Annotated in this window: 17 protein-coding genes; 9 read left to right on the top strand and 8 right to left on the bottom strand. The window is 64.3% G+C overall.

All coding sequences use genetic code 11. The features are described 5' to 3' along the window. Positions 1-100 precede the first annotated feature (100 nt). The 3 genes from SOQ14_RS00585 (at position 101) to SOQ14_RS00575 (ending at position 4,337) form a co-directional block, all read left to right on the top strand. Entirely contained in the window at positions 101-1,279 is a 1,179-nt protein-coding gene (locus tag SOQ14_RS00585; protein WP_322895803.1) for a phosphoserine transaminase, read from the top strand. Between the two features lie 151 nt (positions 1,280-1,430). Beyond that, on the top strand, positions 1,431-3,017 hold the full coding sequence (serA, locus tag SOQ14_RS00580) for a phosphoglycerate dehydrogenase (protein ID WP_322895801.1): 1,587 nt from the start codon (positions 1,431-1,433) through the stop codon (positions 3,015-3,017). A 201-nt stretch (positions 3,018-3,218) separates the two neighbouring features. Continuing rightward, the gene (locus tag SOQ14_RS00575; RefSeq protein WP_322895799.1) at positions 3,219-4,337 is read left to right on the top strand and encodes an ATP phosphoribosyltransferase regulatory subunit; all 1,119 of its coding nucleotides are present in this window, start codon (positions 3,219-3,221) and stop codon (positions 4,335-4,337) included. Between the two features lie 4 nt (positions 4,338-4,341). Here the strand turns inward: SOQ14_RS00575 and SOQ14_RS00570 are convergent, their stop codons facing one another. After that, positions 4,342-5,277 carry an alpha/beta hydrolase gene (locus SOQ14_RS00570; RefSeq protein WP_322895796.1) on the bottom strand — a complete coding sequence of 312 codons (936 nt, stop codon included), beginning with the start codon at positions 5,275-5,277 and terminating at the stop codon, positions 4,342-4,344. Positions 5,278-5,409: 132 nt separating this feature from the next. On the opposite strand from SOQ14_RS00570, the gene SOQ14_RS00565 reads away from it, so the two are divergent. After that, positions 5,410-6,699 (top strand): adenylosuccinate synthase, encoded by a 1,290-nt coding sequence (locus SOQ14_RS00565; protein ID WP_322895794.1) that lies wholly within the window; start codon positions 5,410-5,412, stop codon positions 6,697-6,699. Positions 6,700-6,794: 95 nt separating this feature from the next. Beyond that, complete coding sequence (locus SOQ14_RS00560) at positions 6,795-7,796, top strand: MarR family transcriptional regulator (RefSeq protein WP_322895792.1); 1,002 nt, start codon at positions 6,795-6,797, stop codon at positions 7,794-7,796. Positions 7,797-7,883: 87 nt separating this feature from the next. On the opposite strand, the gene SOQ14_RS00555 is transcribed toward SOQ14_RS00560, so the two are convergent. Genes SOQ14_RS00555 through argH form a run of 4 tightly spaced genes read right to left on the bottom strand, consistent with a single transcriptional unit; the run spans position 7,884 to position 11,627 of the window. Beyond that, positions 7,884-8,726 carry a precorrin-2 dehydrogenase/sirohydrochlorin ferrochelatase family protein gene (locus tag SOQ14_RS00555; protein ID WP_322895790.1) on the bottom strand — a complete coding sequence of 281 codons (843 nt, stop codon included), beginning with the start codon at positions 8,724-8,726 and terminating at the stop codon, positions 7,884-7,886. Between the two features lie 7 nt (positions 8,727-8,733). Continuing rightward, positions 8,734-9,993 carry a diaminopimelate decarboxylase gene (gene lysA, locus SOQ14_RS00550; protein WP_322895786.1) on the bottom strand — a complete coding sequence of 420 codons (1,260 nt, stop codon included), beginning with the start codon at positions 9,991-9,993 and terminating at the stop codon, positions 8,734-8,736. Between the two features lie 12 nt (positions 9,994-10,005). Further along, a complete protein-coding gene (locus SOQ14_RS00545; RefSeq protein ID WP_322895784.1) occupies positions 10,006-10,254 on the bottom strand; it encodes a hypothetical protein in 249 nt (82 codons plus the stop codon). Next, entirely contained in the window at positions 10,251-11,627 is a 1,377-nt protein-coding gene (gene argH, locus SOQ14_RS00540) for an argininosuccinate lyase (RefSeq protein WP_322896245.1), read from the bottom strand. Before argH ends, SOQ14_RS00545 begins: the two co-directional genes overlap by 4 nt. A 64-nt stretch (positions 11,628-11,691) precedes the next feature. Between argH and SOQ14_RS00535 the strand changes: the two genes are divergently transcribed. From SOQ14_RS00535 to SOQ14_RS00525, 3 genes are all read left to right on the top strand, one after another. After that, positions 11,692-12,231: a TlpA family protein disulfide reductase gene (locus SOQ14_RS00535; protein ID WP_322895782.1), complete on the top strand. Its 540-nt coding sequence runs from the start codon at positions 11,692-11,694 to the stop codon at positions 12,229-12,231. Between the two features lie 125 nt (positions 12,232-12,356). Further along, on the top strand, positions 12,357-13,523 hold the full coding sequence (locus SOQ14_RS00530) for a hypothetical protein (RefSeq protein ID WP_322895780.1): 1,167 nt from the start codon (positions 12,357-12,359) through the stop codon (positions 13,521-13,523). A gap of 37 nt (positions 13,524-13,560) precedes the next feature. After that, positions 13,561-13,935, top strand: a complete 375-nt coding sequence (locus tag SOQ14_RS00525; RefSeq protein ID WP_322895778.1) for an ArsR/SmtB family transcription factor — start codon at positions 13,561-13,563, stop codon at positions 13,933-13,935. Here the strand turns inward: SOQ14_RS00525 and SOQ14_RS00520 are convergent. The 3 genes from SOQ14_RS00520 to SOQ14_RS00510 are packed head-to-tail and all read right to left on the bottom strand — an operon-like array spanning position 13,932 to position 16,647. Further along, complete coding sequence (locus tag SOQ14_RS00520; protein ID WP_322895776.1) at positions 13,932-15,521, bottom strand: SulP family inorganic anion transporter; 1,590 nt, start codon at positions 15,519-15,521, stop codon at positions 13,932-13,934. The genes SOQ14_RS00525 and SOQ14_RS00520 overlap by 4 nt on opposite strands. A gap of 57 nt (positions 15,522-15,578) precedes the next feature. Further along, a complete protein-coding gene (locus SOQ14_RS00515) occupies positions 15,579-16,250 on the bottom strand; it encodes a carbonic anhydrase (protein WP_322895774.1) in 672 nt (223 codons plus the stop codon). A gap of 13 nt (positions 16,251-16,263) precedes the next feature. Next, positions 16,264-16,647, bottom strand: a complete 384-nt coding sequence (locus SOQ14_RS00510; RefSeq protein ID WP_322895772.1) for an ArsR/SmtB family transcription factor — start codon at positions 16,645-16,647, stop codon at positions 16,264-16,266. Between the two features lie 541 nt (positions 16,648-17,188). Here SOQ14_RS00510 and SOQ14_RS00505 point away from each other — a divergent pair. After that, a partial coding sequence (locus SOQ14_RS00505; protein WP_322895770.1) for a DUF5801 repeats-in-toxin domain-containing protein occupies positions 17,189-21,020 on the top strand: 3,832 nt, incomplete at its 3' end.

The following is a 21,020-nucleotide window of genomic DNA, read 5'->3' as shown; positions in this document are numbered from 1 at the left end:
CCAGCCCCGAATCCATTTGACTTCATGTCGCGCATCTCTAGTGCGGCCAGTGGGCCACGCGGTCCCAACGCCGCGCGTGCTCTCTGCAAGGAGAGAATACATGACTGAGTATGTTCGCGGGCTCTTGCACGAGCCCAGCCTCAAGCCTGAGCGTCCGTTTTTTTCCTCGGGCCCCACGGCGAAATTCCCTGGCTGGTCGCTGGATAAGCTGAAAACCGAATCGCTTGGCCGCTCGCACCGCTCGGCGCTGGGCAAGGCGCGGCTGAAATATGCGATCGACCTGTCGCGCGAACTGCTCGGCATTCCCGATGATTATCTGATCGGCATCATGCCCGCGTCCGACACCGGCGCGATCGAAGCCGCAATGTGGACGATGCTTGATCCCAATCGGCCTGTGTCCGTCGCGGCATGGGAAAGCTTCGGCAATGTCTGGATTCAGGATGCGGTCAAGCAGCTCAAGCTGCCCAATCTGCAAGTGCTGACCGCTGATTACGGCGAAATCCCCGATCTCACCACCATTCCGCAGCGCAATGATGTCGTCTTCACCTGGAACGGCACCACTTCGGGCGCGATGATCCCCAACACCGACTGGCTCGCGCCGGGCCGTGAGGGCGTCACCATCAACGATGCCACCAGCGCGGTCTTCGCGATGGAGATGGACTGGGCCAAGCTCGATGCCACCACCTATTCGTGGCAGAAGGTGATGGGCAGCGAAGCGCAGCATGGCATGCTGATCCTCAGCCCCAAGGCGATCGAACGCATCGAAAGCTATGATCCGCCGTGGCCGCTGCCCAAGCTGTTCCGCATGAAGAAGGGCGCGAAGCTCAACCGCGGCATCTTTGAAGGCGAGACGATCAACACGCCCTCGATGCTGGCGACCGAGGATTACATCGCCTCGCTCGAATGGGCGAAGAGCATTGGCGGGCGCAAGGCGCTGATCGAGCGGGCCACTGCCAATGCCCGGATCGTCAAAGAGTGGATCGAGGCCACCCCGTGGCTGCGCAACATGGCGTCCGATCCCGCGCAGCAGACCAATACCGGGGTCTGCATGATGTTCCAGGGCGATTGGTACGAAAGCCTCTCGGCGGAAGATCAGGCCGGCGTGCCCAAGAAAATCGTCAAGCTGCTCGAAGAGCGCAATGTCGGTTTCGATTTCAACGGCTATCGCGATGCCCCGCCGTCCTTGCGGATCTGGTGCGGTTCGACGGTCGAGCAGGAAGATATCAAGCGCCTGCTGCCGTGGATCGAATGGGCCTACGAGAAGGTCAAGAACGGCTGAGGCCGTCCTCGCTTATCCCAATCTTTGCCGTTCGTGCTGAGCTTGTCGAAGCACTGCTTTCCTTCTGACCTTGCGCTGCCTTCAAAGTGAAGTGCGGCCCTTCGACAGGCTCAGGGCGAACGGATTTTCCATTCCGTGGAAGGTATTTCCCATGACCAAGCCCAAAGTTCTCATTTCCGACAAGATGGACCCCAATGCCGCGCGCATTTTTGAAGAGCGCGGTTGCGAGGTTGATGTCATCACCGGCGAAACCCCTGAACAGCTGATCGCCCGCATCGGCGACTATGATGGCCTTGCCATCCGGTCCTCGACCAAGGTGACCAAGGCGATCCTCGATGCCGCCACCAATCTCAAGGTGATTGGCCGCGCCGGGATCGGGGTCGACAATGTCGATATCCCCTACGCCAGCGGCAAGGGCGTGGTGGTGATGAACACCCCGTTCGGCAACTCGATCACCACCGCCGAACACGCGATTGCGCTGATGTTCGCGCTCGCGCGCCAGATCCCCGAAGCGAACGCGCAAACGCAGGCAGGCCAATGGCCCAAGAGCGGTTTCATGGGGGTCGAAGTCACCGGCAAGACGCTTGGCCTGATTGGCGCGGGCAATATCGGCTCGATCGTCGCCAGCCGTGCGCTCGGCCTGCGGATGAAGGTGATCGCCTATGATCCCTTCCTGACCGAAGACCGCGCGATCGAACTGGGCATCGAGAAAGTCGATCTCGACACGCTGCTGTCGCGCGCTGATTTCGTCACGCTGCACACCCCGCTGACCGACGAGACCCGCAACATCCTCAGCCGCGAGCGGCTCGAGAATGCGCGCAAGGGTATCCGCATCATCAATTGCGCGCGTGGCGGGCTGATTGATGAGGCCGCCCTGAAGGATTGCCTCGAAAGCGGTCAGGTTGCCGGTGCCGCGCTCGACGTGTTCGAGACCGAACCGCCCGCCAAGGATCACCCGCTGTTCGGCGCGCCCAACTTCATCTGCACCCCGCACTTGGGCGCAAGCACCACCGAAGCGCAGGTCAATGTCGCGCTGCAAGTGGCCGAGCAGATGGCCGATTACCTCGTCAATGGCGGGGTAACCAATGCGCTCAACATGCCGTCGCTGTCCGCCGAGGAAGCCCCCAAGCTCAAGCCCTATATGGCGCTCGCCGAAAAGCTGGGTTCGCTGGTGGGCCAGCTTGCTCATGGCAATCTCACGCAGATCAGCATCGAGCGCGAAGGCGCTGCGGCAGAGCTCAACGGCAAGCCGATCACCGCTGCCGTGCTTGCCGGGCTGATGCGGCGCTATTCCGACACGGTGAACATGGTCAACGCGCCGTTCCTTGCCAAGGAGCGCGGGCTTGAGGTCAGTGAAATCCGTCACGAGCGCGAGGGCGCGTTCAACACGCTGATCCGCGTCACTGTGGAGACCGAGCAAGGCCCGCGTTCGGTTGCGGGCACCCTGTTCGGCAAGGATGCGCCGCGCCTCGTCGAGATTTTCGGCATCGGGATCGAGGCCGAGCTTGATGGGCACATGCTCTACGTCGTGAACGACGACAAGCCGGGCTTCATCGGCCGGATCGGTACCCTACTGGGCGCGTCGGGTATCAATATCGGCACCTTCAATCTCGGCCGCCGCGAGGCAGGTGGGGAAGCAGTGCTGCTGCTCAGCCTTGATGAAGGTCTGCCGCCTGCCGTGCTGACTGAAGCCGAAGGGCTTGCTGGCGTCCAGATGGTCAAAGCGCTGGCGTTCTAATTCTCTCTTGGGAGGCTGGCTGCGCCAGCTTCCCTTTGGGAGGCGGCCTTTCGGCCGGCGCGCAGCCGCGCTTGCGGTCCGCTTTGCGGCCCGAACTGTTCTTCTCCTTCGCCCCGGGCTTGACCCGGGGCCGCTATCCGGTCAGTCGCGTGCGAGACGATAGCGATCCCGGGGTAAGCTCGGGATGACGAATGAGCCAACATGACCCGACCTGACGATCTCCTGCCCGAAGGCCTCGAAGACCGCTTGCCCGCTGCAACCGTGCGGATCGCAGCGGCGATGAACGCATGCCTTGGGGTGATGGGCAGCCATGGCTATGATCGGGTGCGTCCGCCGCTGCTCGAATTCGAAGCCTCGCTGGCAGGCCGGATGCAGGGCGTCGAAACCCGCGCCATGTTCCGCTTTGTCGATCCGGCAAGCCTGCGCACGCTCGCGCTGCGGTCTGATATCACTCCGCAGATCGGGCGCATTGCCTCGACCAGCCTTGCCACGGCAGCACGCCCGCTGCGGCTTTCCTATTGCGGCGACACGGCGCTGATCCGGGCGAGCCAGCTTGATCCCGCGCGCGAGCGGATCCAGCTGGGTGCCGAGTTGATCGGCGCTGACAGCGTCGCTGCGGCGAGCGAAATCGTGATGCTGGCGATCGAAGCGGCGGAGGCGGCCGGGCTGACGGGTATCTCGGTCGATTTCACGCTCCCCGATCTCGTCGATACGCTGGCGCGCGAAGCCCTGCCGCTCGCGGAGGACAGGATCGCCGATGTCCGGCGCGAGCTGGATACCAAGGATGCCGGCGGGCTGAAGGCGGCCGGCGGCGAGGCCTATCTGCCGCTGCTTTATGCCACCGGGCCGTTTGATGCGGCGCTCGAACCCCTGCGTGAGGTTGACGCAGGCGGCGCGCTCAAGAGCAGGCTTGATGGGCTGGTGGCGATTGCGGCGGCGATCACCGCCCGCTGGGGTGATGCGGTCCGTCTGACGCTTGATCCGACCGAGCGCCACGGCTTTGAATATCAGAGCTGGTTCGGCTTCACGATCTATGCCGAAGGCCTGCGCGGTGCGGCCGGGCGCGGCGGCACTTACCGGATCAGCGGTAGCGATGAGGCGGCGACGGGCTTCACGCTCTATCTCGATCGGCTTGCCGCCATCACTGCCACGCCGGAAGCCGCGCGCATGGTCTATCTGCCGCTTGGCCATGATCCTGCCGCCGCCGCCCGCTTGCGCAGTGCAGGCTGGCGGACGCGGGCGCAGCTGGGTGAGGGGGAGGATCCGGCAGCGCTCGGCTGCGGCTGGGTGCTCAAGGGTGCCGAGGCCGCGCCGATTTGACGGCTCAGGGTTTCACAGCCCGCGCCAGAAAGGCATCAATCGCCTGTGTCTGGGCGGAGCCTGCATCGGTTCCGATCTCGCGGTTGATCCGCATGTGATTGGTTCCCGCGAGCGGCACGATTGTCGCGCTGCGCCCGGCTTTGGTCAGCGCGGCGGCGAAGGAGCCCGCTTGCCGCGTGGTGGCCGCGCGCTCGGCGACATGCAGCATGAGCCACTGCGGCGCGTCGCGTCCGCCGACATGAGTGAGCGGCGACAGCGCCTTGTGCCGCGCCGGATCCGTGCCGAACACATCGCGGTAGATCAGCGGGGCTTCCATCTCGGGCATGGTGAGCGCCAGCGCGATATCATACCCGCCCCCATCGATCAGCACGACGCCGCGAATCGCGCCAAAGGCATCGCCGGCAAATTGCGGATCGGTGGCGACCAGCGCGGCAAGATGCGCGCCCGCGCTATGGCCCATCAGCACGATACGCGCCGGATCAAAGCCGTAGTCCTCCGCTTGCGCCCGCACGGCGCGCAAGGCCGCGCCAAGATCGGCGGCCTGCTGTTCAACCGGAGCATCGGGCAAGACCCGGTATCCGGCCGAGGCAAAGACATGGCCTTGTGCGGTGAAATGGGCAGGCTTGGCATCGACCATCCGGTGATTGCCACGGCTCCAACCGCCGCCGTGGATGTAGAACACCAGCGTCGCTTCACCCATCGGGTTGTCCGGCATGTAGAGATCGACCTGCTGGCGCGGATGGCTGCCATAGACCACCGTGCCGCTCACCCGGGCGCTGGCATAGCGGCCCAGTCCGCGTTCGCGCCATTCCATCCGCTCACCGCGTTGCTGAAAACCGGCGCGGGGCTCGCCAGCCGTTGGCCGCGCGGCCAGCGCTGTTCCCACAACAAGGGCGCCGATACCGGCAAGGAGCCAGCCTGTGGTGCTTCTGATCATCATCGCAATTTGCGTGTGCCCGCTTTAACCGGAGATTGACAAGCGACACGCGCTTGCGCCCGCGCATCCGAACGCCTAGGCGCGCGGCGCGGCCTTTTTGAGGCAGACGCCCCCAGGCAAAGTGAGGAATGTGGAATGGCCAATGTCACCGTCATCGGCGCCCAGTGGGGCGATGAGGGCAAGGGCAAGATTGTCGATTGGCTCGCCAGCCGCGCCGATGTGGTGGTGCGCTTTCAGGGCGGACACAATGCCGGCCACACGCTGGTGATTGACGGCAAGACCTACAAGCTCAGCCTGCTGCCTTCTGGGATCGTGTCGGGCACGCCGAGCATGATCGGCAATGGCGTGGTGCTGGACCCGTGGGCCTTGCGCGATGAAGTCGCCAAGATCGAAGGCCAGGGCGTATCGGTGACGGCTGATAATCTTGCGGTTGCCGATAACTGCCCGCTCATCCTCCCGCTGCACCGCGATCTTGATGCCTTGCGCGAAACCGCAGCGGGCAAGGGCAAGATCGGCACCACCGGGCGCGGGATTGGCCCGGCGTACGAAGACAAGGTTGGCCGCCGCGCGATCCGCGTCTGTGATCTGGCGCATCTCGATTCGCTGGATGCCCAGCTGGATCGCCTGTGTGCCCACCATGATGCGCTGCGTGCCGGGTTCGATCAGCCGCCGGTGGACCGCGCCGCGCTGCTCGCGGAATTGCGCGATATCGCTCCCTTTGTGCTGCGGTTTGCGCAGCCGGTGTGGAAGCGGCTCAAGAAAGTGCGCAAGGCTGGCGCGCGCATTCTGTTTGAAGGCGCACAGGGGGTGCTGCTTGATGTCGATCACGGCACCTATCCCTTTGTCACCTCGTCGAACACGGTGAGCGGCGCGGCAGCAGCCGGCAGCGGGCTGGGGCCGTCGGCGACAGGCTTCGTGCTCGGCATCGTCAAGGCCTACACCACTCGCGTGGGTTCGGGCCCGTTCCCGACCGAGCTGGAAGACGAAGTCGGCCAGCGCCTTGGCGAGCGCGGCCATGAATTCGGCACCGTCACCGGGCGCAAGCGCCGCGTCGGCTGGTTCGATGCGGTGCTGGTGCGCCAGACCTGCGCGATCAGCGGGGTCACCGGCATTGCGCTCACCAAGATCGATGTGCTCGACGGGCTTGATGTGGTGAAGATCTGCACCGGTTATCGTCTGCGCGGCAATGTCTATGATTACCTGCCGAGCCATGCGGCCGATCAGACGGCATGCGAGCCGATCTACGAGGAAATGGAAGGCTGGCAGGGTTCGACGGCGGGCGCGCGCAGCTATGCTGATCTGCCCGCACAGGCGATCAAGTATATCCAGCGCGTGCAGGAATTGATCGAATGCCCGGTCGCGCTGGTTTCAACCTCACCCGAGCGGGACGACACGATCCTGATGCGCGATCCCTTCGAGGATTGACGGGATTTCCAACAGGGCATTGATCCTGTTGGATTTTCTTGACGATATCGGATTTTGTTCTATTCATGTTCCTTGCGATCAAGGAGCGTGAGTCGATGAGCAGCCACCAAGCCCCTTATGATTGTGCCCCTGATCTCGCGGGCGCGTCTGCATCTGCGTTGATCACGATTTTCGGCGCGCGTGCCGCCATGCGCGGGGAGATCGCGCGTGACTGTGCCGGCGCGGGGCTGCACACGCGGGATGGCGGTGCGCTTGCAACTCTGGTCGAGGAAACGGCGGACCTGCTCGGCGATGTCGTGGTGATTGATTGCCAGACGCTGGATGGCGCCGCGATGGCAGGGCTTGCCTTGCTTGATGCACGCGCCGCGCGCAGCGGGGTGCGGCTGGTGGTGTCGACGTCGCTCGAAGCGCTCGATGATGTCTTCGGCCTGATGGACCAGTCGAACCCCCAGATCCTGATCGCGCCCAGCCGGGCGGAGCGGGTGCTCGCGGTGGGGCGGGCCTGTGGGGAGGCCGGGGCAGGGCGGCTGCGCGAAATGAGCGAGGAAGAACGGCTCCACCTTTTGCAGCTTTCGCAGCAGGTCGAGGCGATTGCCCGCTCGCTTGATCGCTTGTCCGGCCCGCAAGGCGGGGGGCAGGGCGAATGGGGCGCGCCCATTGCTTCGCCCTTGCGCGGCTCGATGGGCCATCTGGGGGAGGGCAGGCCGGAATATCGCCCCGCCGCCAAGGCACCGCGCGCCAACCAGGCGCTGCCCGATCCCCGGCTGGTGCGCCAGATCATCGCCAACCGGCAGCGCCGCGCGCGCTTCTTCGATGCGCAGCTTTTCGCTGATCCGGCATGGGACATGCTGCTTGATCTGACGGCGGCCCATGGTGAGGGCCGGAAAGTCTCGGTCACATCATTATGTATTGCCGCCAATGTCCCCGCCACCACGGCACTGCGCTGGCTTTCCCAGATGGTCGAAGCGGGCGTGTTCTGCCGGGCTTCCGATACGATTGACAAGCGCCGGGTGTTCATCGCGCTCAGTGACGATGCGGTGGCGGGCATGGCGGGCTATTTCGCGGCTTTGGAGCAACCGCTCGCCACTGCCGCCTAGCGGGAAGGGCGGCTTTAATTGCGCCAGCCCTGTTATCGCGCAGAGGCGCTGAACAAGCGATGCAAGGGGCCGCACATGGCCCTTCCGCTAACTGCCGGGGCGGTAGCGCAGGATCAGGGTCAGGCCCGTGGTCTCGTCGGCTTGCATAGCCTCGCCCCACGGGCGGCGCGCGGCATCGGCGCGCGCACGGGCGAGGATGGCAGGCGGCACGGCGCCATCGATCAGCAGGACGTCGGCTTCACCCAGAAGGCGCGCCTGCCGCAAGGTCAGCTCGTCCGGATCGGAGCTGGCGAGGACAAGTTCCACGACCCGACCAGCGGGCCCGGCTCCGGATTCGGCCCCGGCTTGGGCGGCGCGGGCTGCTTCTGTCACACTCGCAAGCCATGCCTCGACCCGCGTGTGCGACAGGCTATCCAGCGGATCAAGCGGGCCGCCTTCGGCCAAGGCTGCATCAAGCGCGCGGCGGCGCGCAGCACCATCGGGCAGCCGGGCCCGCAAGGCGCCGCGCACGCCTTCCAGCGCTCGTGCCAGCAAGCCAAGGCTTTCGGGCAACACCCGTTCAATCCGTAGCCGCACATGCTTGGCCAGCCCGGCCGAGGCTCCGCCTGTGCCGATCGCCACCAGCAGCGGATCGCGATCAAGGATCGAAGGCGTCGTGAAATCGCACAGTTCAGGCCGGTCGACGACATTCACCAGCAAGCCCGCGCAGCGCAGGTTGATCGCAGCCGCCTCGCAAGCGCGCGCGTCTTCGTAAGCGACAAAGGCCAGCCGCACGCCTTCATCAATGGCGCGCGCCATGTCGTCGATCACGATCCCGCCCGCGCGCTCGACCAGTCGCCGCTTGGGCTCGGCGGCCGCGCCATCGCCCAGCACCAGCACGCTTTCTCCGGCGATCTGGTGAAACAGCGGCAGGCTGGCGATGCGGCTCATGAGAGCCTCAGGCGAGCCATTCCGGCACGCGCTCGGCATCCATGATCGCGCCGGGATCGATGCGGTCGGCGACAACTGCGAATTTATCGCCATCAACCAGCACTTCGGCGACAAAGCCGCGCGAATTGTAGCTTGATGCCATGGTCGCGCCATAGGCTCCGGCGGTGCGGAACACGGCAAGATCGCCCGCTTCGAGATGATCGCACACCCGGCCCATCGCGAAGGTATCACCGGTTTCGCAGATCGGGCCGACGATGTTCGCCACCATGTCCGCGCCGCGCGGGCGCACCGCGACAAAATCGTGATAGGCGCCGTAGAGCGCCGGACGGGCGAGATCATTCATCGCCGCATCGACGATCACGAAAGGATGGTTGAGCCCGCGCTTCACCCGCACCACACGCGTCAGCAGGACACCGGCATTGCCCGCAATCACCCGGCCCGGTTCGAAGATCAGGATCACGCCCCAGTCTTTCGTTACCCGTGCAACCATCGCGCCATATTCGGCCGGGCTGGGGAAGACCTCGCCTGCCTTGTAGGGCACGCCCAGCCCGCCGCCGAGATCGACATGGGTGATGACATGGCCCGCGCCGCGCAGGGCCGTTACCAGCGCGCCAACCTTGGCAAAAGCGGCCTCCAGCGGCGCAAGATCGGCCAGCTGGCTGCCGATATGCACCGCCACGCCGCGCAGCCGCACGCCGGGAAGGCCCGCCAGCCGCCCGAAAATCTGCCCCGCCTGATCGATCGGCACGCCGAATTTGTTATCGGCCTTGCCGGTCGAGATCTTGTCATGCGTGCCCGCATCAACATCGGGATTGATGCGCAGCGCGCATTCGGCGACCAGCCCCATCTCGGCGGCAATCGCCGCGAGTTCGAGGCCTTCTTCCTCGCTTTCGATGTTGAACTGGCCAATCCCGGCTTCGAGTGCGGCACGCAGCTCTGCCCCGGTCTTGCCGACGCCGGAAAAGACAATCATCGCAGGCGCAATCCCTGCCGCGAGCGCGCGGCGCATTTCGCCCACCGAAACCACATCCGCGCCATACCCTTCGCGCTGCAACACCTTGAGCACGGCAAGGTTGGGATTGGATTTGACGGCAAAGGCAATCAGCTTGTCGGGAACCGCGGCCAGCCCTTCGCGGAACACGCGGGCGTGGCGTTCCAGCGTGGCGCGTGAATAGACATAGACGGGCGTTCCGACAGCATCGGCAATCGCTGGCAGCGGCACGTCTTCGGCGTGCATGACGCCGTGCTTGATCGTGAAATGGTCCATAAGGCGGTGCGTTTACTCGGGGGGCAGATCAAACGGATCATCGCGCCGTTCTTCGGAACGCAGGCGCAATTCGACAGTGCGATTGGCAGGGGCCGCCTGCGGATCGGGAATGAGCAATTCATCAGCCACCGGCTGGGTCGAGCGCCCCAACGGCGCCACCGGCAGATTGGCACCCGGTGCGGGCGTCAGCGGGGCACGCACCCCGCACCCCGCCAGCAGAGCGGCGCAACCAGCGATCACAGCAAGAGCACGCGCGGTCATGTGTCCATTCCCAAGGCGGCGCGGGCGCGCGCCACCTGATCCAATACCTGCGTCGCGGCCGTTCCGCCATAGGAAGCACGCGCCGCCACCGAAGCATCGACCGAAAGCGCGGCAAAAACCCGCGCATCAATCCGTGGGTCAATCGCCTGAAGCTCCGCAAGTTCCAGCGCATCGAGCGCCGCGCCCTTGCTCTCTGCCAGCTTGACCGCCGCGCCGGTGATGTGGTGCGCCTCGCGGAATGGAATGCCGGCCTCGCGCACCAGCCAATCGGCCAGATCGGTCGCGGTGGCATAGCCGAGTTCGGCGGCGGCGCGCATCCGTGCGGTGTGGAAGGTGCTGCCCGCGATCATGCCTGTCATCGCCGCGATGCTCAGCCCCATCAGCGAGGATGCCTCGAACACCGGCGGCTTATCGTCCTGCATGTCCTTGGAATAGGCGAGCGGCAGGCCCTTCATCGTGATCATCAGGCTGGTGAGGCTGCCGATCACCCGCCCACTATGGCCCCGCACCAGTTCGGCGGCATCGGGGTTCTTCTTCTGCGGCATGATCGACGAGCCGGTTGAAAGGCTATCGGGCAGGCGGATGAAGCCGAAGGGCTGGCTCGCCCACAGGATCAGTTCTTCTGCGAGCCGCGAAAGATGCAGCGCGGTGGCCGAACAGGCAAAAAGATATTCGAGCGCGAAATCGCGATCAGACACCGCATCGAGCGAATTGGCGGTCGGCCGGTCGAACCCGAGCGCTGCGGCGGTCATCTCGCGGTCAATCGGAAAGCCGGTGCCGGCCAGCGCGGCCGAGCCGAGCGGCGATTCGTTGAGCCGCGCGCGCGCATCGTGGAGGCGCGAACGATCGCGCCGGAACATTTCGTAATAGGCCATCAGGTGGTGGCCAAGCGTGACCGGCTGGGCGGTTTGCAGGTGGGTGAAGCCCGGCATGATGCTGCCCGCATGTTCTTCGGCCCGTATCACAAGCGCCTGCTGCAAGGCGGCGAGTCCGCTGTCCATCTGATCGATCGCATCGCGCACCCACAGCCGGAAATCGGTTGCCACCTGATCATTGCGGCTGCGCGCGGTGTGGAGTCGCCCGGCCACCGGCCCGATCAATTCGGCAAGCCGGGCTTCGGTGGTCATGTGGATGTCTTCAAAGTCCCAGTCTTCGGGAACGCCATGGGCGGCATAATCCGCCGCGATCTGATCAAGCCCGGCGGTGATGGCCGCCGCATCCTTGGGCGCAATGATCCCGCAGGCTCCCAGCATCGCGACATGGGCCTGTGATGCAGCGATGTCCTGCCGCCACAGCGCCTTGTCGAAGGGAATTGAGGCATTGATTTCGCGCATGATGGCGCTAGGCCCGGCAGCGAAGCGGCCGCCCCACATGGCGTTGGCGGCGTTGTTATCGGAGCCTGTCATGTCGCGTTCGTTGCTCATAGCCTGTCTGTCCGTGGCTTTTCTCGCCGGGTGCGATAGGGCGGCCGATGAGGGAGCGCAACCGGCCGATGCGACCGAAGCGCCGGGCGCAGGCGCGCTTACCGGCACGATCGATACCAGCTTTGCCGGGACCGCGCTGCCCGATCTGGTGCTCAAGGACGGGGCTGGCAAGACGCTTGATCTGGGGGCGATCGAAGGCCCGGTGCTGGTGAACCTGTGGGCGACCTGGTGCGCGCCCTGCGTGATCGAGATGCCGCAGCTTGATACGCTGGCCGGCACGCTTGACGGCGAAGTGCGGGTTGTCACTGTCAGTCAGGACTTGCGCGGCGGTGAGGTCGTTGATCCCTTCTTCGCGGCCAAGGGCTTTGCCTGGCTGGAGCCGTGGCTTGATCCCGAAACCCAGCTGTCCGCCCAGTTCAGCGAGGCCGGGCAATTGCCGCTGACCATTCTGTTCGATGCTTCGGGCAAGGAAGTCTGGCGGGTGGCCGGCGGCTATGAATGGGCCGGTGAGGCTGCCCTTGCCGAAGTGCGCAAGGGGCTTGCCGCCCGCTAGGGTGGAGGACTCTCCCTTAAGAGCGTTCTGAAAAACAGAACGTTTCTTCATATATAACGAAATTTTCAGATGAGCCGGGAGCCGCTAGGTCAGCCTTCACTTGCCGCCCGTGAAGGAGCTTGCCGATGGACCCACGTGCCACGACGCCTGAACGCCGCCTGCCCGCACCGCGCGGGCTGGCTCCGGCTGGCGCGGATGTGGCGGCTGGCTCTTGGTCGCAAAGCCCGATGCGGCTGGTCGGGCAGAACAGGTTGACGCTTGATCTCTGCGATCCGGCGGCCGCTGCCGATTGGCATGCAGCGCTCACCACTTTGCTCGATGCGCACCGTATCGCGCTTGAACCTGCCGCCGCGCTGCGTTCGGGCGGGCTGCGCCAGGTCGCGCGCTGGGCGACCGGCGCGGGGCAGGCGCCGCCGCCGCCGGTCTTTGCACCCTGGCAGGCCTTTTCGCCTGCGGCCTTGCAGAACCCGCTCGCCCGCGCGGCCTTGCCGTCCGCGCAATGGTTGGTGAGTTACCTGTTCGATCCGGCGCCGCCGCGCGCTGGTGGGGCAGGCTGTCTGGATGTGATGGTGGCATCGCCGCATCCTGCCGCCTGCCTTGAGGATGAGGCCGGCCACGCCCCCCTGCCGCGCAAGGCTGTGCTCAATGCCATGATCGCCGCAGCGCGGGATGAGGGGCGTGAACGGCTCGCCCTGATAGTGCCCGCCCATGCGCGCAGCGCGATGGCGCAACGCCTGCTGGCAGGGGATCGCGCGCTGACCCGGGGCGATATGGCGCTGGAGATCGTCGCCATCGAGGATGCGATCAGCCGCCTGATCCGCTCGGCCGAGACATGGGATGCCCTGATCGTGATGCCCGAATGCCGCAGCATCATTGCGGCCATCCTCGCCGAAACCAGCGGCGTGGAGGGGCCATGGCCCTTGCTGTGGCTGGATCGCGGACTTGTGCGCATTGCGTGCGAGCGCATTGGCGAAAGCCCGGCCGTCCGCCCGCTGGATGCGGCTGTGCTGGTGCAAGCGCTTGCGCTCGCCGCACGGCATGGCGGCATGGGCTTTGCCGCGCGGCGGCTGGCGGAAAGCTGGGCGCGGCTGCGCGACAGCGGGGTGACGACACCCTCCCGGCCCGTTTTTGCGCCCTATGGCAAGGTGGTAAGCGATGCCGAGTTCATCGCCCTTGCCGCGAACCACGATTATCCGGCGGGACGCCCCGTGCCCGGCTGGAAGGCGCTTGCCCCGCTTGAGGGGAACTCTCGCACCCGCTCTCCCGTTGCCTTGACGCTGGTCAATCCCTGATCCCGCGTTCCGGCCCCAGAACAGAAAGATACCGCCCGTGCCCAGCCGCAAAATTGTCGCCACCGAGCTCGCCAATGTGCTGCGTCAGATCTCGCATCCTGATCGCATCCGCATCCTGTTCAAGTTGCAGGCGGGCGAGCAGACCGTCAACGAATTGGCGATGGCGCTCGAAATCCCGCCGACGCGCGTATCGCAGCACCTTGGTGTGCTGCGCGCGATTGCGCTGGTGGAGACCGAGAACCGCGGCCAGCAGCGGGTTTACCGCCTGCCGCAGCCCGAACTCGCGCTGTGGCTGATCGACGGCATTGATTTCATCGCGCACCGGCTCGGCCGCGCCAGCGAGAATGACATCGCCAACGCCAAGCAGCTGTGGAAGTCCGAAGCGCCGCCCGCGCCCACCTCGGTCAATTAGGCCGAGAGTTTGCGCGCATCCTGCGCCGCCCGACTATTGAGCGCGGGGATCGAGGTCTTGCTCGGATCCTGTGCGCGGCGGCCATAGCGTTCGACCAGCGCGTTCCATTCGACAATCAGGCTGCCACCCGTGCTCTGGTGCAGCTTTTCCCATGACGAGAGCATCTCAAGACAGGCGTGATCGATGTAATCGAGATGCTCGACATGGAGATGCACTTCCGATCCGAAGGGCGAGGCTTCCAGGGTCGAGCTCAGCTTGGGGATCGAGAAGAAGGTCGCCGAACCCGTCATCACCACATCGACCCGGTTGGTCGTGCGGTCATGCTCCACTGCGATCTCGAGATGCGAGAAGGTGTAGACCAGCTTGAGCGTCGCCACCACGAAACCGAGGATCACGCCGGTCAAGAGATCGATCGCCACCACGCCCACTAGCGTGATGAAGTAGATCGCCAACTCCTGCTTGCCGAATTCCGCAATCTTGCGGATCTGCGCCACGTTCACCAGCTTGTAGCCGGTGTAGACGAGGATCGCGGCCAGCACTGAAGTGGGAATCTCGTTGAGCAGCAGCGGGAAGGCCACCACCGCCAGCAACAGCCAGGCGCCGTGCAGGATCGCCGAAAGCCGTGTGGTTGCGCCCGCCTCGACATTGGCCGCCGAACGCACGATCACGCCCGTCATCGGCAGCGCGCCGAGCCCGCCGCAAATCATGTTGCCGATGCCCTGCGCACGCAGCTCCTTGTCGTAATCGGTGCGCGCGCCAATGTGCATCTTGTCGACCGCCGTGGCGCACAGCAGCGTTTCGGCACTGGCGACAAAGGCGAAGACGGCACCGAGCAGCAGGATTTCAGGGCGCAGCAGCCCACCCAGCGCATCCATGGTCGGGATGTTGAGGCCGCTGGCCAGCGTTTCGGGCAGATCGACGAGATTGATCGGCAAGGCGAAGGCGAGCGCGAACAGGGTTCCGCTCACCACCCCCAGCAGCGGGCCGGGCAAGAGGCCGAGCCGCGCAGGCTTGAACTTGTTCCAGGCGACGATCGTGGCGATGGTGACAAGGCCCGCCATGGCGGCAAGGTGATGCACCGAACCATCGACCGGGAAAGCCTTGATGATCGCCTCGGGAATGGCGGCGAGGTTGGCGAGCCCGCTCGACCGCGGGCTGTCATCCAGCATCACATGGAATTGCGAGGCGAAGATCAGCACGCCGATGCCCGCCAGCATGCCATGGATCACCGAGGGCGAAATCGCGCGGAACCACTGCCCGAGTTTGAAGACCCCCGCTGCCAGTTGCAGCGCGCCTGCAATCAAGCCGACCACGCCGAGCATGATCAGGCCGTGCTCCTGCACCAATTGGTACACCAGCACCGCCATGCCGGCCGCGGGGCCGCTGACCTGCAAGGGGGATCCGGCAAGGCTGCCCACCACGAGACCGCCGACAATCCCCGTGATCAGGCCAAGCGCGGGCGGTGCGCCCGAGGCAATCGCGATGCCAAGGCAAAGTGGCAAAGCCACCAGAAACACCACAATCGAGGCGAGAAAATCGCGCCCTGCCGCAGCCGGGGTCAATCCATCAGAGGCAAGCGGCTTCATGTGCGGGGGTGCTCCAGAGGCAAGGGTAACAGGTTGGCGGGCGTTCGGTTCATTCGGTCAGGCTGTGCAGGCGTGGCGTTCGAGTGCAGCTTCGGCGAGATCGGCAGCATAGCGCTCGTCAACCGGCACCCACGTCTCGCGCGCTTCGTCAAAGGCGGTCACGCCGCCGGACTTGATGTCATAGACCCAGCCGTGCAGCTGCACCGTCTTCTGCGCCAACGCCACCGCGACAGTCGGGTGGGTGCGCAGGTGCGCCAGTTGCAGGATGACATTCTGTTCGAGCAGCATGCGCATCTTTTCTTCGGGTGACAGGCCAGCCCCGATCGCTTCGACAATATCGACCGCGCCTTGCGCGTAGCCGAGCCATTCGCGCACGTGGGGCAGATTGGTCAGCCCTTCACGGTTCATCGCGCCCTTCATCGCGCCGCATTCGGTGTGGCCGCATACTACAATATGCGGGATGCGCAGCGCGCCGATGGCGAATTCGATCGAGGCCGTCATCCCGCCGGTCTGGTTGGTGTGCGGCGGCACGATGTTGCCCGCGTTGCGGCAGATGAACAGCTCGCCCGGTTCAGTCTGCGTGATCATCGCGGTTTCGATGCGGCTGTCCGAGCAGGTGATGAACAGCGCTTCGGGGCTTTGCCCGGTGCTGAGACGCTCGAACAGCTTCTGCTTCTCAGGATAGACTTCGCGTTGAAACTTGACGACGCCTTGGGCGAAACGGGACATCGGGGCGATCCTTTCAGGTTGATCGTTCAGGGGTTGCGGAGGAGACAAGGGCCGGCGCGCTCCAGCGGGCGCGGACCGTGTCAATGTGTCCGGCCTCATCGAGCCGGTTGCGGATGTCGACAAATTGCAGCGCCTCGACGATCCATGCCGCGATCGCCGGGTGGACGAGGCGGTAGAAATGCGTGCGCCCTGCGCGTCGCTCTTCCACGAGGCGATGCGCGCGCAACAGGGCGAGATGCTGCGAGACGCGGGTCGCAGGAACAGCCAGCGCGACAGCAAGACTGGTGACATCCTGTTCGCCGCTCCGCAGTTCGGCGATCAGCCGCAGCCGATCAGGATGCGCCAACAGCTTGAGCAGATCAGCGAGCTCGCGCGAGACGATGCTCTGGCTAGGCATCCGCGCAGCTCGGGATAAAGCAATTCGGCATGGGCCCTCCTCCCACACCTGCAAAGATATGCAGATTTATACGTTCAGAGATATGTCGCTTCAGGTGGCTCGTCAAACGATTCCGACGTCAAGCGAGGCGAACACCCCCGCGCCCCTTCGGCAAGAGTCACGTTTCCGATCCCTGCGTCGGCTTCGTGCTGGCGCTGGCGCTAGCGCCTTGTGTTCATGTCTGAAGAGCCGACAATAATGATGGGAAAGCCATTTGCGGCGGGCTGGCGTGTCGGCCCCGTGTTCCATGCTTTGCGCAAAAACTGCCGCAATGAATGACGCACTTGGTGTCCACTTTTGGAACACCGTCACCATCAATTCCCGTTAGTTAGTTTACTTCAGGCCGTGGTGAGTTAACATTTGTTTACGAACTGGCAATGATTCTCGGCGCGGAAGCATGCGAGCTGAAGCGCACATGTATTCCCTGCAAAATGTTGTTTTTCTTCATTTTCTGAAAATCCCATTGCCTGGTTCGAACTCGCATCGTTCCGGAGGGGTGACTATGGCTAACGAAGTTGATGCTGCTCAGATCGAGCTGCTGGGAGTTGGCGCCGCTGGCAATATGCCGGTTTCCGGATCGCCTCTCCTGGCCATGCAGCAGCAGGCGACTCAGGTCGTGCAGCCCGATGCCGGCAACGTGATTGTCCTTGGCGAAGGCCAGGCGATTGACACGCTCCTGGCCCAGGGGCGCGACCTCGTGATCGTCTTGACTGACGGCACCCGCATCGTCGTTCCCGATGGCGCGATTTTCATTCCCCAGATCGTCGTGCAGGGCGTTCCGGTTCCCGTGGCCAACGTTGCGGCGCTGCTGGTCGGCAACGAGCCCGAGCCAGCTGCTGGCGCCAACCAGAGCTCGGGCGGCAACTTCTTCGTTGATCCCGGTGACATTCAGGATGCCTTCGATCTTGGCGATCTGCTTCCCTACACCGAGCTGCCGTTCAATGTGCAGTTTGAAGAAGAGGTTATCCCTGTCCCGGTGCGCCCGAACAGCGTGCCGGCGGTGACGATCACGGGTTCTGCCCCGACCCTGACTAATGATGAAACCAATCTGGGCATCGACGCCACCGCAAGTTTCTCCGCGACGTTTCTCGTGGACTACGGGGCCGATGGCCCTGCTGCGGTCGATCCGCTCGTCTTCACGCTGGGTGTGGTGGCCGGGCCTTCGGGACTGACCGATACCGCAACGGGTGAAGCGGTCATCCTGTCGGTCAACAGTGCGGGCGTGATCGAAGGTCGCACGGCTACCTCGAACGCATTGGTGTTCACGATTACGGTCGATCCGACCGGCACGGTGACGCTCGACCAGCAGCGTGCGGTGCGCCATGCTGACGCGAATGATCCCGACGATGCGGTGACCTTCTCGGCTGCGAACCTGATCACGCTGACAGCGACCGCGACTGATTCGGACGGCGATACGGCAAGCGCAACGGTCAATATCGGCCAGAATTTCATCTTCCGTGACGATGCGCCGAGCATTGATGTGGTGGCGGGTCCGGAAGCTGGTGTTGTTCTGACGACGCGGGATGCGAACACGGATGGCGATCCGACGGATACGGATACGGCGACCTCGACGGCTGCCTTTGGCGGGGTGTTCTCGCTGACCTTTGCGGCGGGTGCGGATGGAGCGGCGACGCCGGTGCTGAGCTATGCGCTGAGCGTGACCGATGCGGTCTCGGGTCTGACCAGCGGCGGCGCGGCGATCAATCTTTATCTGATCGACGGCAGGGTGGTCGGCTCGACTGCGGCGACGCAGGGCGGGGTCAATGCCGGCAACACGGTGTTTGATCTGTCGGTCAGCAGCACGGGTGCGGTGACGCTGAACCAGTACCAGCAGATCGATCATGCGGTCGAAGGCACGACCACGGCTCCGTTTGACGATCAGCTTGTTGTTCTTGCCAATGGCAAGATCGCGCTGACGGCGCGTTCGACCATCACCGATGGCGATGGCGACACGGCGACGGACAGTGCGACCGTGGATCTGGGTGGCAATGTGCGCTTTGCCGATGATGGTCCGACGGTGACGACGACGGGGACGGGGCCGGCTCTGGTGGTTGATGAGACGAACCTTACGGTGAACGCGAGCGCGAGCTTTGCTGCGAACTTTGTCACGGCCTTTGGTGCGGATGGTCCGGCGGCGAGCGGTTCGCTGACCTATGCGCTGGACGTTGTGGCCGGTCCTTCGGGTCTGGTGGATACCGCGACCGGTCAGAACGTGATCCTCTCGCTGACGGCGGGCGGTGTGGTCGAAGGCCGCACGGCGGTCTCGGGTGCGCTGGTGTTCACGGTGACGGTGGCAGCCGATGGCACGGTGACGCTCGATCAGCAGCGCGCGGTGCGCCATGCTGATGCCAATAATCCCAACGACACGGCAACGCTGTCGGCAGCGAAACTGATCACGCTGACAGCAACCGCGCGCGACTTTGATGGCGACACGTCGAGCGCGACGCTCAATGTCGGCCAGAACTTCCTCTTCCGTGACGATGCGCCAGTGGCGGCAGACGACACCGACAGCCTGACGGAAGACGGCCCGGTGTTCACCACCGGCAACGTCATCACCGATGCCGAGGCCAATGGCGACAACGGCGCGGATGTGACCGGTGCCGATGGCGCAGTGATTGAGAATCCCGGCACGTTTGCGGGCACCTATGGCACGCTGGTGCTGGGTGCAGACGGCACCTACACCTACACGTTGAGCGCCTTTGGCATCTCGCAGCTTTCGACCTTGAGTGATGGTGAGTTCTTCACCGAGGTGTTTGAATATGTGCTTATCGATGGCGACGGCGACACCTCGAGCGCGACGCTGACGATCACGCTCAACGGCAAAGATGATGGTGTGACGATCACCGGTCTCGGCGGCGAAGCGCCTGAAGTGGTGCTCGACGAGGATGACCTTGCGACCCCGGGCGATGATCAGGGGTCGGACCAGTCCGATCCGCTGATGGTGGGTGGCAGCTTCGGCGTGATTGCGCCTGATGGTCTGGCGACGGTTCAGGTCAATGGTGTGGCCGTGGTGACGGCCGGGGCCTTTGTCGGCCCGGTGACGGTGGCCAATAATGGCATCTACACCGTGGCGATCACGGGCTGGACGCCGGTGTTTGCGGCTGACGGCGTGACCGTCATCAGCGCGACCTTCACCTATAGTGCGACCCTGCTCGATAACACGCTGGCACACAGCCTGCCGGGTCAGGATGCGATCCTCGAGATGCTGGCAGTGATCGCGACCGATAGCGATGGTTCCAGCGACAGCGCCAGCCTCGATGTGCAGATCGTCGATGATGTGCCGACGGCGCGCGATGATATGGCGACACAGCCGATCGAGAACGAGGCCTTCACGATCAACGCCCTCGCCAATGATATCTTTGGTGCCGACGGTGTCGACACGAGCGATCCCACCAAGGTCTTCATTGCGACACAGGCCACGCAAGGCACGGTGACCTATGATCCGGCGACGGGCCTGTTCACGTACACGCCCAATGCAGGGGCGTTCGGTACGGACAGCTTTACCTACACCATCATCGACCGCGACGGCGACGTCTCGACTGCAACCGTGCGGATCATGCTGCAGGAAGACTCCAAGCCGCAGTTCGTTGTGAGCGATAATCTGACCGTCGATGAAGATGGTCTGCCGGGTGCGAACGTGGACAGCGATCCGCTCCAAAGCGATCCGGCCGAAACCGCCTCGACGGGCAGTGCGACGGCGAGCGGAACGATCACCTTCAGCTTCGGCGCTGATGTGCCTACAGGCCTCTTGGGTTCGATTGCCTTGATCAACCCCAGCGCCCTCAATGGCCAGCTGGTGATGAACGATGATACGCCGGTCACCTTTGCGCTTGATGGCGCTGGTAATCTGGTGGGCAGCGCCGCCGGATTTGGCGAAGTGATCCGTGTTGTGATCACGGGTGCAGTTGCAGGCAGCAATCCTGGCGAAGTCGATTACAGCTACACCGTAACGCTGTCGCAGCCGGTGAAGCATGCTGATCTCGGTAACAACGAGAACACCCAAGTCCTCTCGGGCATCACGTTTGAAGTGATGGATAGCGACGGTGACACCGCGCGGGGCAGCTTCAACGTCATCATCGTCGACGATGCGCCGAGCATTGATGTGGTGGCGGGTCCGGAAGCTGGTGTTGTTCTGACGACGCGGGATGCGAACACGGATGGCGATCCGACGGATACGGATACGGCGACCTCGACGGCTGCCTTTGGCGGGGTGTTCTCGCTGACCTTTGCGGCGGGTGCGGATGGAGCGGCGACGCCGGTGCTGAGCTATGCGCTGAGCGTGACCGATGCGGTCTCGGGTCTGACCAGCGGCGGCGCGGCGATCAATCTTTATC

Origin of the sequence: Erythrobacter epiphyticus, assembly GCF_034653295.1 — a bacterium.
GTDB lineage: Bacteria > Pseudomonadota > Alphaproteobacteria > Sphingomonadales > Sphingomonadaceae > Erythrobacter.
Note: the sequence above shows the minus strand (reverse complement) of the source record. Positions and strands in the feature narration are given on the sequence as shown.